The sequence below is a fragment of the Pristimantibacillus sp. Z349TD_6 genome (assembly GCF_056173205.1).
Genome location: NZ_CM149662.1, coordinates 3,819,283 through 3,833,432 on the forward strand (window position 1 = coordinate 3,819,283; position 14,150 = coordinate 3,833,432).

At 43.3% G+C, this 14,150-nt stretch carries 13 protein-coding genes; 10 read left to right on the forward strand and 3 right to left on the reverse strand.

Features of this window, described 5'->3' with window-relative positions; all coding sequences use genetic code 11:
• Window positions 1–19: 19 nt before the first annotated feature.
• Together add and AC0VYE_RS16495 are read left to right on the forward strand one after the other, a co-directional pair.
• On the forward strand, window positions 20–1,081 hold the full coding sequence (gene add, locus AC0VYE_RS16490; RefSeq protein ID WP_256710958.1) for an adenosine deaminase: 1,062 nt from the start codon (window positions 20–22) through the stop codon (window positions 1,079–1,081).
• 188 nt (window positions 1,082–1,269) lie between these two features.
• Window positions 1,270–3,195, forward strand: coding sequence for an ABC transporter ATP-binding protein (locus tag AC0VYE_RS16495; RefSeq protein ID WP_076269319.1), 1,926 nt, complete (start codon window positions 1,270–1,272; stop codon window positions 3,193–3,195).
• Between the two features lie 128 nt (window positions 3,196–3,323).
• Here the strand turns inward: AC0VYE_RS16495 and AC0VYE_RS16500 are convergent, their stop codons facing one another.
• Entirely contained in the window at window positions 3,324–4,673 is a 1,350-nt protein-coding gene (locus tag AC0VYE_RS16500) for a lytic polysaccharide monooxygenase (protein WP_076269394.1), read from the reverse strand.
• 678 nt (window positions 4,674–5,351) lie between these two features.
• Window positions 5,352–6,191, reverse strand: a complete 840-nt coding sequence (locus tag AC0VYE_RS16505) for a phytanoyl-CoA dioxygenase family protein (protein WP_475449218.1) — start codon at window positions 6,189–6,191, stop codon at window positions 5,352–5,354.
• A 132-nt stretch (window positions 6,192–6,323) separates the two neighbouring features.
• On the opposite strand from AC0VYE_RS16505, the gene AC0VYE_RS16510 reads away from it, so the two are divergent.
• From AC0VYE_RS16510 to fabI, 7 genes are all read left to right on the forward strand, one after another.
• Entirely contained in the window at window positions 6,324–7,220 is an 897-nt protein-coding gene (locus AC0VYE_RS16510; protein ID WP_475449220.1) for an AraC family transcriptional regulator, read from the forward strand.
• 75 nt (window positions 7,221–7,295) lie between these two features.
• Window positions 7,296–7,841 (forward strand): hypothetical protein, encoded by a 546-nt coding sequence (locus tag AC0VYE_RS16515; RefSeq protein ID WP_475449222.1) that lies wholly within the window; start codon window positions 7,296–7,298, stop codon window positions 7,839–7,841.
• A 14-nt stretch (window positions 7,842–7,855) separates the two neighbouring features.
• Window positions 7,856–8,131 carry a hypothetical protein gene (locus AC0VYE_RS16520; RefSeq protein WP_076269323.1) on the forward strand — a complete coding sequence of 92 codons (276 nt, stop codon included), beginning with the start codon at window positions 7,856–7,858 and terminating at the stop codon, window positions 8,129–8,131.
• 174 nt (window positions 8,132–8,305) lie between these two features.
• The gene (locus AC0VYE_RS16525) at window positions 8,306–9,022 is read left to right on the forward strand and encodes a class I SAM-dependent methyltransferase (RefSeq protein ID WP_475449224.1); all 717 of its coding nucleotides are present in this window, start codon (window positions 8,306–8,308) and stop codon (window positions 9,020–9,022) included.
• Between the two features lie 37 nt (window positions 9,023–9,059).
• Window positions 9,060–9,953, forward strand: a complete 894-nt coding sequence (locus AC0VYE_RS16530) for a DinB family protein (RefSeq protein ID WP_475449226.1) — start codon at window positions 9,060–9,062, stop codon at window positions 9,951–9,953.
• A 69-nt stretch (window positions 9,954–10,022) separates the two neighbouring features.
• Window positions 10,023–10,613, forward strand: coding sequence for an AAA family ATPase (locus tag AC0VYE_RS16535; RefSeq protein WP_475449228.1), 591 nt, complete (start codon window positions 10,023–10,025; stop codon window positions 10,611–10,613).
• A gap of 32 nt (window positions 10,614–10,645) precedes the next feature.
• On the forward strand, window positions 10,646–11,422 hold the full coding sequence (fabI, locus tag AC0VYE_RS16540) for an enoyl-ACP reductase FabI (protein WP_076269326.1): 777 nt from the start codon (window positions 10,646–10,648) through the stop codon (window positions 11,420–11,422).
• Between the two features lie 121 nt (window positions 11,423–11,543).
• Here fabI and nagZ read toward each other — a convergent pair whose 3' ends face one another.
• Window positions 11,544–12,809, reverse strand: a complete 1,266-nt coding sequence (gene nagZ / locus AC0VYE_RS16545) for a beta-N-acetylhexosaminidase (protein WP_475449230.1) — start codon at window positions 12,807–12,809, stop codon at window positions 11,544–11,546.
• 137 nt (window positions 12,810–12,946) lie between these two features.
• On the opposite strand from nagZ, the gene AC0VYE_RS16550 reads away from it, so the two are divergent.
• Complete coding sequence (locus AC0VYE_RS16550) at window positions 12,947–14,146, forward strand: oxalate decarboxylase family bicupin (RefSeq protein WP_475449232.1); 1,200 nt, start codon at window positions 12,947–12,949, stop codon at window positions 14,144–14,146.
• The last annotated feature ends 4 nt before the right edge of the window (window positions 14,147–14,150 follow it).

Sequence of the window (14,150 nt, forward strand, 5' to 3'; positions counted from 1 at the left end):
ACCGAAAGGGGATTTGACGATGGCGTTAATGAATGAAAAAACTGCAGCTATGACAACGTTATTGTCGCAGCTGCCTAAGGTTGATTTGCATGTGCATTTGGATGGGAGTGTAAAGCCGGAGACCATTAGAGAGCTCGCTATCGAGCAAGGAAATCCTTTACAAATAGACTCGGAAACGGAGCTTCTGTCTCATATGCAGGTTGGAGAAACTTGCGAGAGCTTAAAGGAGTATTTGGACAAGTTTGGTTTTGTCTTGCCGTACTTGCAAACGGGATCAGCGTTAGAGAGAGTTGCTTATGAGCTTGTTGAGCAGGCTGCAATCGATAAGGTAAGCTATATTGAGGTTCGCTTTGCTCCTCAGCTGCATCGCACACAAGGCTTAACTATTCAGGATGTCATCCAGCATGTGATAATTGGCTTAAAGCGCGGTGAGCAAGCATTTGGCACGGTAGCTAGAGCAATCATTATTTGTATGAGGCATCATTCCTATGCGCTCAATAAGGACGTTGTTGAAGAAGCAGCGCGATTTTATAATAAAGGTGTCGTTGCCGTCGATTTGGCTGGTGACGAGGCAGGATTTCCCGCCAAGCTGTTCCTTCAGCTCTTTGAAGAGGCACAGCAGCTGGGGCTGCCGATTACGATCCACGCGGGAGAAGCGGCAGGTGCGGAAAACGTCCGAGTCGCTATCACGGGCTTAGGTGCTGTACGTATCGGCCACGGCATTCGGATGCAGGAAGACCCGGAGGTCGTTGCTCTCGTGAGGGAACGACAAATACCTTTGGAGATGTGCCCGCTCAGCAACATTCAGACAAAAGCTGTTCCAAGCTGGGACGCGTATCCGATCCGCCGTTATTTGGAGGATGGGATCATTGTTACAGTAAATACGGACAACCGAACGGTTTCGAATACGACGATTCAGAAGGAATATGAGCAGCTGGCTGAGCATTGCGGCTTAACGATGAATGATATCGCCAAAATCGTGCTAAACGGCGCAAAGGCTGCTTTCTTAGAGGAAGCAGAGAAACAATTATTGATTGCTAAGCTGGAAAATGAATGGGCAGCAAAAGGATTTAAGGTTTAACAAAATATAAGGTAAAAGGCTTCACGTCGGATATTGACGTGGAGCCTTTGTTTTTGCTCCTAAATCCTTGAATTTATTGAAAATGTTTCATCTGAGCATTGACAGATAGACATTACTCCCAATCGCAACCATTTTCTGCTATATCCTGTGCACCTTGGGCTTTGTAATCCCTTACATCATGAACTAAGATGGAAAAAGTTATTAATTGTGTTTCGGGAGGGATTCACATTAGTCCAGTTAAACGATATTTACTATGGGCAAAACCTTACTGGTGGTCGATAGGACTTATCATTTTGTTAGGTATGGTTCAATTCGTTGCACCTCTATCAACACCCATCTACACGCAAATTTTGCTCGACGATGTACTTGCAGGCAAAGGGAACTGGGGGCTTTATCAAATTGTAGGCATCATGGCTATTATTTTATTTTTTGGTGTTATTGTCAGCTTTTTAAGAAATTATTTCTCGGCGATGCTTGGCAATCGGATGATGAAGGATCTTCGCGAGCAGCTGTATCATCATCTGCAAAAGATGCCTGTCAGCTTCTATGATCAAAGGCAAGTGGGAGGAATATCCTCTAGAGTCATTCATGACATCGGAGGGGCTCAAAACTTGATTGGCGGGGGCATCATTAACCTTGTTCTCGATTTGTTTATGGTGCTTTTTGCGGGGTTTCTGTTATTTCGGATGAATGTGTACTTAGCATCGCTTTCACTTATTATTTTGCCTTTTTATTACTTGTCATTTACGAACATGAATGTGCATATTCGGCTTGCATGGCGTTCCGTTCATCGGCAGATGGAGCGTATCTCAGGCACTCTTGTCGAGCGTATGGCGGGAATACGGATCGTGCAAGCATTCAACGGTGAAAGACAGGAGCGGGCCCGGTTTGGCAAACAGACAAAGCAGCATTATAACCATACGGTGTACGCTCATTTATTCTCAAATGTGCTTGGCAGGCTTAGTGAATCGTTTGCCCATATCGGCGGCATTATCATTTGGCTCGGCGGAGGCAGCTTAGTACTTGCAGGTAAGATGACAGCAGGTGAAATCATCGCTTTTCAATTGCTGCTGGGCAATCTTTATGGACCGATACAGCGATTCGCAGATGTTAATGTCACCATTCAAAACTCGATTACAAATATTGAACGAGTGTTTGAAATGCTGGATGAGAAACCTTCGATTAAGGAGTCAGAGGATGCGCTTCCTATGCCAACGTGTGAGGGGCATGTCGTTTTCGTTAATGTTACCTATAACTATAAGACACGAAATATAATACCAGCACAAACCGTTAACGGTACTGAAGACACGGATATCATCGAACGTGAGAAGGCGACTAAACGGTTTTATTGGAAACCAACGAATGTACATCCATTCCCGCCGGAAGTTACGATTGAAGAAAGACAGGGCATAAAGGACATTACGTTTGAAGCGCGCTCCGGCGAAGTGATTGCGCTTGTGGGGCCAAGCGGCGCAGGCAAATCGACGTTAATCAACCTTATTCCGCGATTTTATGAGCCTGTAGAGGGTACGGTGTTTATTGACGGCGTCGATGTGCGTGAATACAATCTGGATGATTTGCGAAAGCATATTGCATTGGTTTTACAGGAAAACATTCTTTTCTCGGGCACGATCAGGGATAATCTGGTTTATGGTCGACCCGATGCTACGGATGACGAGGTTGTCGCAGCTGCCAAAGCAGCAAATGCCCATGATTTCATTATCGCGTTTAAGGACGGTTATGAAGCTGTCATTGGCGAACGAGGCATGCGATTGTCGGGCGGACAAAAGCAAAGGCTGGCCATTGCAAGAGCGATTTTGAAGGATCCCAAAATATTAATTTTGGACGAAGCGACATCTGCTCTTGATTCCGAATCGGAAGCTATGGTGACAGAAGCGCTTGAGCGCCTCATGGTCGGAAGGACAACATTTGTCATTGCGCATCGTTTAGCTACTGTTGTTCGCGCCAATCAGATATTGGTTATCGATGATGGAGAAATTGTACAAAGAGGAAGCCATCGCACGCTGCTTCGGGAAGGCGGGCTTTATCGCAAATTGTATGAACAGCAATTGAAAGCAATGAAACCTGAAGAGATGACAGGACTGGCGCAATAAAGAACATAAGAAGTGGCTGTCCTTCAAGGTCTAGATCTACATTGACCTTGAGGGACAGCCTTTTTTGTTACGAGGCATTTATTGTACTCATTCGAGGTTTGAAAGCAATTGGCTTAGAGCAGCCTGAATTATTTCAAAAGCCATAGCGAAGGAACATTGGAAGGTTCCCAGCCTACAAGCGAGGTATGAGATTGACGACACTCGTATGTGGAGCCATTGTACGAAACAAGTGTACCTGTTGTGTATGCTGTATTGGCTGCCCAAGGTGCAGCCGAGGAAGCGGCAGCAGTTGTTCCAGTAACTGTGCTTGCAGCGGAAACATTGCCGGCAGCATCGATCGCTTGAACATTAAATGTATAAGCTGTGCTTGCGCTAAGTCCTGTAACCGTGTAGAAAGTTGCAGTGCCGGCTACTGTTGTAACTAACGTTGTTCCGTTATAAATGCGGTAACCTGATACCCCTACATTATCAGTCGATGGGTTCCACATAAGCATTAAGCTGCTGGATGTTGGCGCACCCATTACATGAAGGGCGCCTGGTGCAGTTGGCGCTTGTGTATCATTGCCGACTGGAGCGTTTGTTGTAACTGACAGCGAGTTGCTTGCACTCGATTCATTGCCAGCATTGTCGATTGCTTTGACGCTGAATGTGTAAGCTGTATTCGCAGCTAATCCCGTTACATTGTAAGCAAGAGTTGTTCCAGAAACGGAACCAGTTAAAGTGCTGCCGTTATATATCCGGTATCCGGTAACGCTTACATTGTCCGTCGAAGCATTCCATGCCAAGGACACGCTGTTCGTTGTTTTCGCTGTAGTCGTTAAAGCGGAAGGTGCTGTAGGTGCTTGCGTATCAACAGGGTTGCTGCCGCTGAAGTTTGCATCAATGACATTGTAGAAAGCGTTCGGTGTGTCAGCGACTTCCCAAACCGCCAAAATGATATGATATCCGCTGCGTTCAGGTACGTTGCAGCTGTTCGAATAGGAGAATGGAGGCTGCGTGCCGCCATAATTTACAGAACAGAATGGCGTTAAATCAAAGGAGTCCCGAGTTAGTGCAGCATTTGGATTCCAATTTGGTTTCGTTATATAGTATTTCCAGCTAGCTGTTGCATGATTAGCAGTCAGCTTCCAAGTAAATGTATTTGGACCGGAAGACATATTCACTTTCGACCAGCGAGTAGCGGATTGCTCATCAAGTTTAGGGAAAGCGCCATTAGCGCTAGCTATTTTACCGTCAGCAGGACCTGCTGCGGGGAAACCCTTAGGTGCTTCAAGGCTTTGAGGCTCATAAACGATTGGACCACAATCAGTATTTTGACCAGATTTACAAAGTGCAGCACGGCTGGCAGGCCCTTCAACATAACCATGTGCAAAAAGCTGTTGTGAGAACAGCGTCAATCCTAGAGCAGTAATAAGCAGAATGCCAATGTAAGTACGAAGATGTTTTACCTTAAAATGTGATGAACGAATAGTTGACAATGCAGTAGCCTCCTTCAAATTTGGGGAAGATGGAATTGCCGTCACGTCTAAGAGCTGGTATGACCAACGCTTATTCGTTTCGTGTTGCATTTGAGCAAACGTGCGGGAACAAACCTCCTGTTCATAGAGATTGTATATATAAACTCTGAAGAGTTCATATCCAGTTTAGTTTGTGTATTCTGCGCTGTTCAAAAGGGCAATTGGCTCTAGATTGATGAATGGCTAAATCATTTTAGGAGGTCATTACGGGTGTTTAGGGGGGACAAATGTATAATGTCTTTGTCGCTGAACTCAGTGTACTACATTTTCGCGACAATTATGAGTGTATTTTGGAGCATTTAATCAAACTTTTGATTGAATATCACAAATAAAGGATTAAAACGATTATAAAATGACGCTTATGCCGCATGGATAAAGGCTTTTTCATTGAATTGTGTAAGGTATTATTATCATTTTTACATTGATTTTGGAAGATATTCTAGGACTTTGGATAGGAGAAAAATCTCTTTTTACTAAAAAACCCAGCAAAGACAGCCAAATTGCAAAAAAAATGATTTGACTATGAATACGATTGAATTAGCTTACATATAGAAAAGCATAAAAAAGGCGAACTTTCATTCCTAATAGAATGAAAATTCGCTTTTAACATTTTAGATATATTTTTTAATTATCAGTACATTATTTCATTGCAGCAGCTGCGCTATAAACAACAGGGAAGTGCTCGCCTGATAAAATATCTCCTTCATTTACCGTTACATAAGGCACCATGGGATGATTGCTTGTTGGCGAATAGATGGTGTGGCCAGGCATGTAATGAACAGCGATAGCTCTACGTTTAAGCTCGGAACGGTTGTGCGGGCTGCCATGCCAAGTGAGGCTGTGATGGTAGCCGACCTGCCCTTTCTTAATCTCGAACGGTACAGCTTCAACGACTGCGCCTTGAGGCAGCAACTCGGGCTTGCGATGAAAAGGCATAAAGTCAGGCGTACTTGCGAGATATTTCTGGTGATCGCCCCATCTATGACTGCCGGGTACCATCCACATGCAGCCGTTTTCGATGACTGCATCGTCAAGGGCAACCCATGCACTGACGAGGTCAGCTGGCTGAATAACCGGCCACAGCGGATGATCCTGATGCCATGGTGTCGGTCCACCCGTTACCGGTGGTTTATACTGGATCTGATCATGCCAGACACGAAGGGTATCGGTTTTGCATAATTGTGCGATCTCTTCGCAAATGACCGAATGTCCGGCATGCTGCAAATAAGCATCGCTAGCCATCCATATATTTACGATTTGGACTACCTTTTCACTGACGCTCATCTTCATGCCTTTGTATAAAGAGTCAGCTTCTTCCTCTCGCATATTGTGGTTAAGAATTGGTTTCTTGACCGCTTTTCCTTCCATAACCAAATCTAGTTCCTCGCGTAAACGTTCAACCTCAGCATCGTTTAAGACCACATCGCCTTTCAAAAAACCATTTTTCTCGAATTCAGCTAACTGTGCAGCATTCAACATACTCTTGCACCTCTCCTCAAGCTTGATTATGATTGTTGATAACCTAATCATAATGAAAGCGTGAAGCATTGTATTTTCCTAAATCAATGAATCATTTGTGTTTTTCTTATAATGTGGAGAAAAGGAGCGCATATGTCTACTATCGAGCTTGAGAAAATAGCGCCAACAGTCAACTTCGCCGTTAGACAAACGGCGGAAGCAGGGGAGAATTGGGGAGTTCGAGTCATTCCCGACTGCCAAATCATGAACGTCATTACGGGCTGTGCCGAGCTATATATCAATAATCAGGCCTATACGATCGGACCTGGAGAATGCGTGTACTACGGTCCTGATTGTCAGTCCTATTTGAAAGCAACGGAGAAAACGGACTTTTACAGCATTCATTTCAGTTGGCAGCATGATTCTCCAGAGCCTGTGCATCCTGGACTTGGCATTCGGTTTTTCAATTCATGGCCGCCTCAGGGTGTTTCTAACAACCCGGTACTTGTGTGCGGGACGGCAAGCCAGCTTCTTATGCCCACATTGTTTGAAGTGCCTGGGCTGGAAGCGATATGGACGCGTATGGTTAAGGAGTACAAAGGGGAGCAGCCGGGGTATACCATGGCACTGCGTGCCTTAATGATCCAAGCAATCACGGTTATGTATCGGCATATGCTGGAAGGCAGTTTGTCGGCTAATGCCAATCATAAAATAGAACCTGCTATTCAAGCGATGCAGCTGCAGCCCGATTACAACTGGTCGGTAGCGGAGCTTGCTGCATTATGCGGCTATCATCCTATCCATTTCTCTAAACTGTTTAAGGAAGAAGCGGGTCTTACACCGAAGCATTTTATTATTAGAGAACGGATTAAGAGGGCGAAGCAGGCTCTTCTTCTAGGGGAGAAGATGGAGTCGCTTTCGATAAGGCTCGGCTTCAAAAGCATACATTATTTCAGCCATCAATTTAAGGAAGTAACGGGGCTTACGCCGTCGCAATTTCGCATGCTGGGACAAACGAAGAAAACAATAAATGATAAGAAGCAAGAATGAGGTATCGTAATCATCGTATAGTTGCTATACTAGTTGGACATTTGTTTATAGGTATAATTTGAAGGTGGAGATAGAATGGTAGACACGAATAGTCGTGCACATGAGTTATTCATTGCCTACTACGGCAATTATTTTCAAATGCATCGCGCGGGAGAGTTAGAGGAGTACAAGTCTTACGAGATTGCAAAAGAAACGGAAACGGCATGGTACGATGTTATGATTGCCAAAAACGCCAGTGAGCTGTCCATTAGAAACTGGGACGCTGTTCTTGAGCTGCTGTCGATCGCCAAAAACAAACCAGATCCAATAATAGTTGAGCATGTTATGTCTTTCGCTAATCGTCACGTAAAGTCGTCCGATAGTATCGTAAAGCTGATGTATGCTGAAAATATGATCGAAATAATTAAACTAGTTAGAAGTAAAGCGAGTACCGTGCTGCTTCATCAAGCGTATAAATCAGCCGCTCAGCTTCTGGATGACGTTATGTCGAGTGCGTTGATCATCGATCCGGGTCATGATTTAAAATCGTTAAACCTAAAGGACAAAAAGTCCTTGAATCATAGAGCAGCAGTAAATATTGAGATAATAAAAGAAATGCTTGCTGAGGATCAACAAGCTTAATTTTGGAGGTAGATATGAAAAAGACTAATAGGCTTGTTACCATCGGAATGATCATATTGCTTTTGTTTGCATTAGCGGTATGGAATTCTTACTCAAATGTAACAGGAGCACAGGTGAAAGTGATTGAGGTTCATGAAACAGCCATCAAAATTCAGGACTTGAGCGGACAGCAAGACATGATTCAAATTCCTAAAGGCATCTATAAACTAATTGAAGTGGATCATGATTATTATATTAAATATGAACATCGAAAATGGGAAAGACCTACACTCATTTCCATTGAGCCATAATAAATCTAAAGGGATTGCTCGGCGCGAGTCAGCAAATCCTTTTTTTTTATATACCCATTAATTATGCGATACCTTTGTAAAATTTTGTTGCTTCCACTTCATCGTTATGTCAGGATTTAAGTATACCTATCAATATTACCCAGTACGCCACATAAAAAGAGAGAGGGTTATTTTATGGATGAGAGGGTAGCGAGAATTAGAGAGGAAGAGAAAAAATATCACGAAGCCTGCTATGATGATTATAAATTGTTTGAGGAAGGCTCGTGGCTGCATAAGCCTGTGCTGACGGTTATGAAAAATCTTGACTTACTTGATCAACCAGGCCCACTATCTGTTCTTGATTTAGGCTGCGGAGTAGGTAGAAATAGCATACCGATAGCGAAGGTATTGCAAGAACATCATATTCAGGGACAAGTGGTATGCGTGGATCTCTTGGAGTCAGCCCTTAGTAAGCTAATGAGTTATGGCGAGCAATTTGGCGTGCATCATCTACTAAAGCCGGTTGCAAGCGATATAGGCAATTTTACAATTTCAGAGACAGAATATGATTATATTGTAGCAGTATCCTCGTTGGAACATGTGAATACTGAAGCGATGTTGCGTCATACACTGCATCATATGACTGCGGGTACAAAAGATAATGGAATCAATTGTATCATCATAAACACCAATATTCGCGAAACAGATATACGAAGCGGCGAAAGTCTAGAAGTTCTTATTGAAGTAAATATGGAAACACAAGCGATGGAGCATTTGTTAAGCAAAGCATATACGAGCTGGGAAGTTATTGACCACCATGTCAAACAGTTGGAATTTGCAATCGTTAGAAATGAAAGGGATATTTTGCTGAGCAGTGATTGCATCACTTTTGTCGTCCGAAAGATAGGATAAGTTATACGTTGACAACAACATGGAGGAGGTTGAGCATATGAATCTTAAACCGATGAAGTCTTTCTATATGGGGCTTTTGACAAGTTTTGTACTTGGCATGAATGCCGTTATTCAATTTATAAACATTTATATGAATGATGGCCCTGAGGTTCTAGGTTTCTTTTTCTTCTTTATGGGTTTTGTAATGATTGTTTTTTTTATAGTATACGTCGTGGATGTATTCAACAAAAACTACCAAATTATCCATGCCAAAATGGTTAGCAAGCATAAAAATATTATTTATGTTTTAAACGAAAACGGCAAAGTGAAACGAATTAGAATCATCTATCCTGAAATTTTAAATGAGTTAGTTCCTGGGCAGCATCTCGAAATCACATTGTCATCGACACTATCGATACCGCTTCATATTGTTACAGTTGGCAAATCTAATGAAGGGCATTTACATAACCATTTTGTGAAGTGTTTCCAACATATCGCATGGGCGAATGCTCAAGTTATTATGGCGCTCAAATTGAGTGACATTCCTATGGAGAAGTCATTAAGCTTGCTTAGTCATGTTCTTGCTGCCGAGAAGGTATGGCTAACCCGTATTAATGGAGAAGATAGTGCGGGGATGGCGATTTGGCCGACGCATACCTTAGAGCAATGTGAACGTTTCGCTGAGCAAAATAAAGCGGACTATGAAATTTTGTTCTCCAAGCTGGTTGAATCGGACTATGGGAATGAAAGTAATTACTCAGACAGTAAAGGAAATCCGTTTACTACAAAAATAAGCGATATCCTTACGCAGGTTGTTTTGCATGGAAGCTACCACCGTGGACAAATCGCTTTATTGCTTAGGCAAGCTGGAGCAGAACCGATACTTACAGATTATATTATCTATGAGCGACAGGCAGCTTTAATAGAAAAAAGTATGCCAATTTCGAAATAGAAGTTGAATATGACGAAGCGAATCGTTAGTATAGAACAATGATATGAGAATGATGTCGAGGTGACAGTCATGATTATATGGATTAATGGCGCGTTTGGCGCTGGGAAGACACAAACTGCGTATGAACTGCATAAAAGAGCGGAACATTCATTTGTATACGATCCAGAGAATGTTGGTTATTTTATTCGTAAAAATACGCCGCGTTCAACTCATACGAGTGATTTTCAACAAAATCCGATGTGGCGTGACTTTAATTATGCGATGCTGAAGCATCTCGATGAAACCTATGATGGCATCATAATCGTACCGATGACAGTCGTAAATCCGCAATATTTAGAGGAGATCATTGGTCGCCTGCGGGGAGATGGAGTGGAAATTATTCACTATGCTCTGTGTGCAACGGAAGAGACTTTAATGAAACGACTTCGGGGCAGAGGAGAGCGGAAAAACTCTTGGCCGATACAGCAAATAAAGAGATGTGTGGCAGCTCTTTCGGATGAAAGGTTTGGTCACCATCTGCAAACGGATCATTCATCCATCATGGATAATGTGGAGCATATCGCTGCGCTGTCGAATATTCAATTGCTGCCCGACCAAAGAAACTCGTTAAAAAGATCGTTTGACCGCGTGATCACGCAGGTGAAGCACATTCGATTTTAAGAAAAAGAACTTAGGAAACTGGGAGGAACATCATGTCTAACTTAATGAACAACAAAGTAATCGTAATTATGGGTGTAGCCAATGAACGCAGCATAGCTTGGGGAGTAGCTAAATCACTTCATAATCAAGGTGCTAAGCTGGTTTTCACTTACCGTAAGGAAAGATCATTGGAAAAACTCAAAAAACTGCTCGAGCAGCATCAAATAGAAGCGTTGGAAGCTGTTTCCTGCGATGTGCTTGATGACAATAGTGTTATTGAGGCATTTAAGCAATTGGAGCAGAAGGTTGGCGTTATTCATGGCGTAGTTCATTCCGTCGCGTTTGCTGAGAAGGATGAGCTGCAAGGGGAATATGTAGACACAACAAGAGAAGGTTATCTGCTTGCGCAAAACTCCAGCTCCTACTCGTTAGTTGCCGTTGCGCGTGAAGCGAAGAAGCTTATGACCGAAGGCGGAAGCATCGTTACGCAAACATATATCGGCGCAGAACGAGTGGTAAAAAACTATAATGTTATGGGCGTCGCGAAAGCTGCGCTTGAAGCCAGTGTAATGTATCTTGCTGAGGATTTGGGCAAATATGGCATTCGTGTTAACGCGGTATCTGCAGGTCCAATTCGGACGCTTGCTGCAAAAGGCGTTTCAGGCTTTAATGACATTATGTCCACGATCGAAGAAAGAGCGCCGCTTCGTCGCAATATAGATCAGGATGAAGTTGGAGATGCAACGATGTTTTTGCTTAGCCAGTTGTCGAGAGGCATTACAGGGGAAGTTCTTCATGTGGATGCCGGTTATCACATTCTTGCTTTGTAATTCGTTCAAATAAAATATGGCTCAGATCTCATAACGAGGTCTGAGCTTTTTTTATGGATGTTTTAACCTATACGGTAGAGTCGATTCGAAGTTTAGGTAGATTTGTCTTTTGCAATTCACTTTATTTTGATTGAATAGCGGCTTTGATTTGAAGATTGACAGCTTTTACATCTATAGAAGGTAGTGTTTTATCTTCAAGCTTATACTTTTCTTTTAAGCTTAAAATGCGATAAACGCTTTTATCCAGCATATCCCTTGAAATAACGCCGTCGCGTGCATTTTTTTTGAGCGATTGGAGGACGGATAGCTGCGTTTTGTAATCATGTCCGATGAGGATGATATCACTTCCAGCCAAAATCGAGGTGACTGCAGCTTTCCCAACATCAAAATGCTCCGTTATGCCGCCCATCGTCATATCATCAGTCATAACGACTCCTTCGTAACCGAGTTCCTCGCGCAATAATTTCGAAATCATCTTTTTGGAAAGGGAAGCAGGGTAGTCTTTATCGATCTTCGGAATTAACAAATGGGCAATCATAATCGCATCGGTATCCTGCTGGATCGCTTCGACGAATGGAAGCAGCTCAAATGCCTTCAGCTCTGCCAAGGATTTATTCACGACAGGCAGATCGAGATGAGAATCCACTGAAGTGTCGCCGTGTCCTGGAAAATGCTTGACGACTGCAGCCACTTGCTTAGATTGAATGGCTTTCATCGTTTCTAGGCCATGTGTAATGACTGCTTCTGCGCTCGACCCATAGGATCGATTGCCGATGACAGGATTTTTTGGGTTGCTGTTAATATCTAATACAGGCGCAAAATCCATGTTAAATCCGATGGAGCGAACTTCTTCACCAAGCGCTTGTCCAATTTGAAATGTGTAATCGGTATTGCCAGCTTTACCAACCTCAGCGGGGGGAGGAAGCTTAATGTACTCTTCGGGCATACGATTCACTTTTCCGCCCTCTTGATCGACACTTAGCCATAAAGGTGTTTGGTTTTTTTGATTGGTTTCTTTTAGCTGATTAAGCAGTTTTAATATTTGTGCGGCATCGTTCATATTGTCCTTATACAAAATAAATCCGCCGACGCGGTATTTTTCAATCAGCTCTTTTGCCTGCTTGTCCATTGAAGTACCTTCAAGACCTACAATCACCATTTGGCCAATTTTCTCATCTAAAGTCATGTTGGCGATTTTTTGTTTAAGCGGATCATTTTGTTCCGCTGGCTTGTCTGTCGATTTGTCAGTCGGTTTCGGGCTAGGCATAATCGTTGGCTGGTCACTTGGACTTATTGTTGGTGATGGAGATGTTGAAGTGTTACCCGTGCTGCAACTTGAACAAATGATTAAAAGGGTTAGTAGTGTAACTGCTTTTTTTATCATCATAAATTCCTCCCTCGTTGCATGATCACCTTTATTGGCACGACTTATGCCTGCTGACAATTTGAATATTCCTCATTTTCCCATCATAAGCTGTATAGGTTATGAAAGCTACTACACTTATTTTAAAGTCGAGGAGGACTATGATGGAGGATCATCCCCAAGATCCAAATAGCAGCACAGTTATCCCTCAGCCCATTCGAGCAAGCGATGGAACAGGAAATATAGACCAAGGTCCGCGTGATATTATGCGTGATATTGAAAACCCGAACATGCTCGTTCCCCCCGTTACCGATTCGGGTTTGCTTCCTAATTTGAAATTTTCATTCTCTGATACACATATGCAATTAAACAAAGGCGGCTGGTCACGCGAGGTAACCGTTCGAGACTTACCGATTGCAACAACTCTCGCGGCAGTCAATATGAGTCTCACAGCAGGCGGCGTTCGAGAGATGCACTGGCATCAGCAAGCCGAATGGGCTTATATGCTGCTTGGTAAAGCGCGAATTACTTCAGTTGATCAAGCTGGACGCAATATGATCGCTGACATCGGTGAAGGAGATCTTTGGTATTTTCCAGCAGGCATCCCTCATTCCATTCAAGGGCTTGAGGGCGGCTGCGAATTTTTGCTTGTTTTTGATGATGGCACCTTCTCTGATTTGAATACATTATCCATATCCGATTGGTTTGCACATACGCCAAAAGACGTGTTGTCTGCAAATTTTGGCGTTCCCGAAAGTGCTTTTCAACATATTCCTTCCGATCAGGTTTATATTTATCAAGATAAGGTGCCAGGGTCGATTGAAAGCCAAAAGGTGCAATCTCCATATGGTGAGGTTCCATCTCCTTTTACACATCGCTTGTTGGCGCAGCCACCACTTAAAACTCATGGCGGAAGTGTGCGGATTGTGGATTCCTCGAACTTTCCTATCTCGAAAACGATTGCTGCCGCCCTCGTAGAGATACTTCCGGGAGGAATGCGTGAGCTTCACTGGCATCCAAACAACGATGAGTGGCAATATTATCTTGCTGGACAGGGTCGTATGACCGTGTTTGCTGGAAACGGTGTCGCTCGAACCTTTGATTATCGTGCAGGTGACGTTGGATACGTACCATTTGCTTATGGACATTATATCCAAAATACGGGCAGCCAATCACTTTGGTTTTTGGAGATGTTCAAAAGTGATCGCTTTGTTGATGTGTCATTGAACCAGTGGATGGCGCTAACTCCGTGTGAACTGGTTGAAAGTAATTTGCATGTCGGTCCGGAACTGATGGATGCCCTACGCAAAGAGAAATGGCCTGTTGTCAAATATCCAAACTTCTCCTATAAACCGAAGTAAACGA

Excerpts from the sequence above, each read along its gene's own strand:
- AC0VYE_RS16505 (WP_475449218.1), bottom strand. The coding sequence starts at position 6,191 with ATGTTGAATGCTGCACAGTTAGCTGAATTCGAGAAAAATGGTTTTTTG.
- AC0VYE_RS16520 (WP_076269323.1), top strand. The coding sequence starts at position 7,856 with ATGAAAAAGACTAATAGGCTTGTTACCATCGGAATGATCATATTGCTT.
- AC0VYE_RS16550 (WP_475449232.1), top strand. The coding sequence starts at position 12,947 with ATGATGGAGGATCATCCCCAAGATCCAAATAGCAGCACAGTTATCCCT.
- add (WP_256710958.1), top strand. The coding sequence starts at position 20 with ATGGCGTTAATGAATGAAAAAACTGCAGCTATGACAACGTTATTGTCG.
- AC0VYE_RS16535 (WP_475449228.1), top strand. The coding sequence starts at position 10,023 with ATGATTATATGGATTAATGGCGCGTTTGGCGCTGGGAAGACACAAACT.
- AC0VYE_RS16510 (WP_475449220.1), top strand. The coding sequence starts at position 6,324 with ATGTCTACTATCGAGCTTGAGAAAATAGCGCCAACAGTCAACTTCGCC.
- nagZ (WP_475449230.1), bottom strand. The coding sequence starts at position 12,809 with ATGATGATAAAAAAAGCAGTTACACTACTAACCCTTTTAATCATTTGT.
- AC0VYE_RS16530 (WP_475449226.1), top strand. The coding sequence starts at position 9,060 with ATGAATCTTAAACCGATGAAGTCTTTCTATATGGGGCTTTTGACAAGT.
- AC0VYE_RS16525 (WP_475449224.1), top strand. The coding sequence starts at position 8,306 with ATGGATGAGAGGGTAGCGAGAATTAGAGAGGAAGAGAAAAAATATCAC.
- fabI (WP_076269326.1), top strand. The coding sequence starts at position 10,646 with ATGTCTAACTTAATGAACAACAAAGTAATCGTAATTATGGGTGTAGCC.
- AC0VYE_RS16495 (WP_076269319.1), top strand. The coding sequence starts at position 1,270 with ATGGAAAAAGTTATTAATTGTGTTTCGGGAGGGATTCACATTAGTCCA.
- AC0VYE_RS16515 (WP_475449222.1), top strand. The coding sequence starts at position 7,296 with ATGGTAGACACGAATAGTCGTGCACATGAGTTATTCATTGCCTACTAC.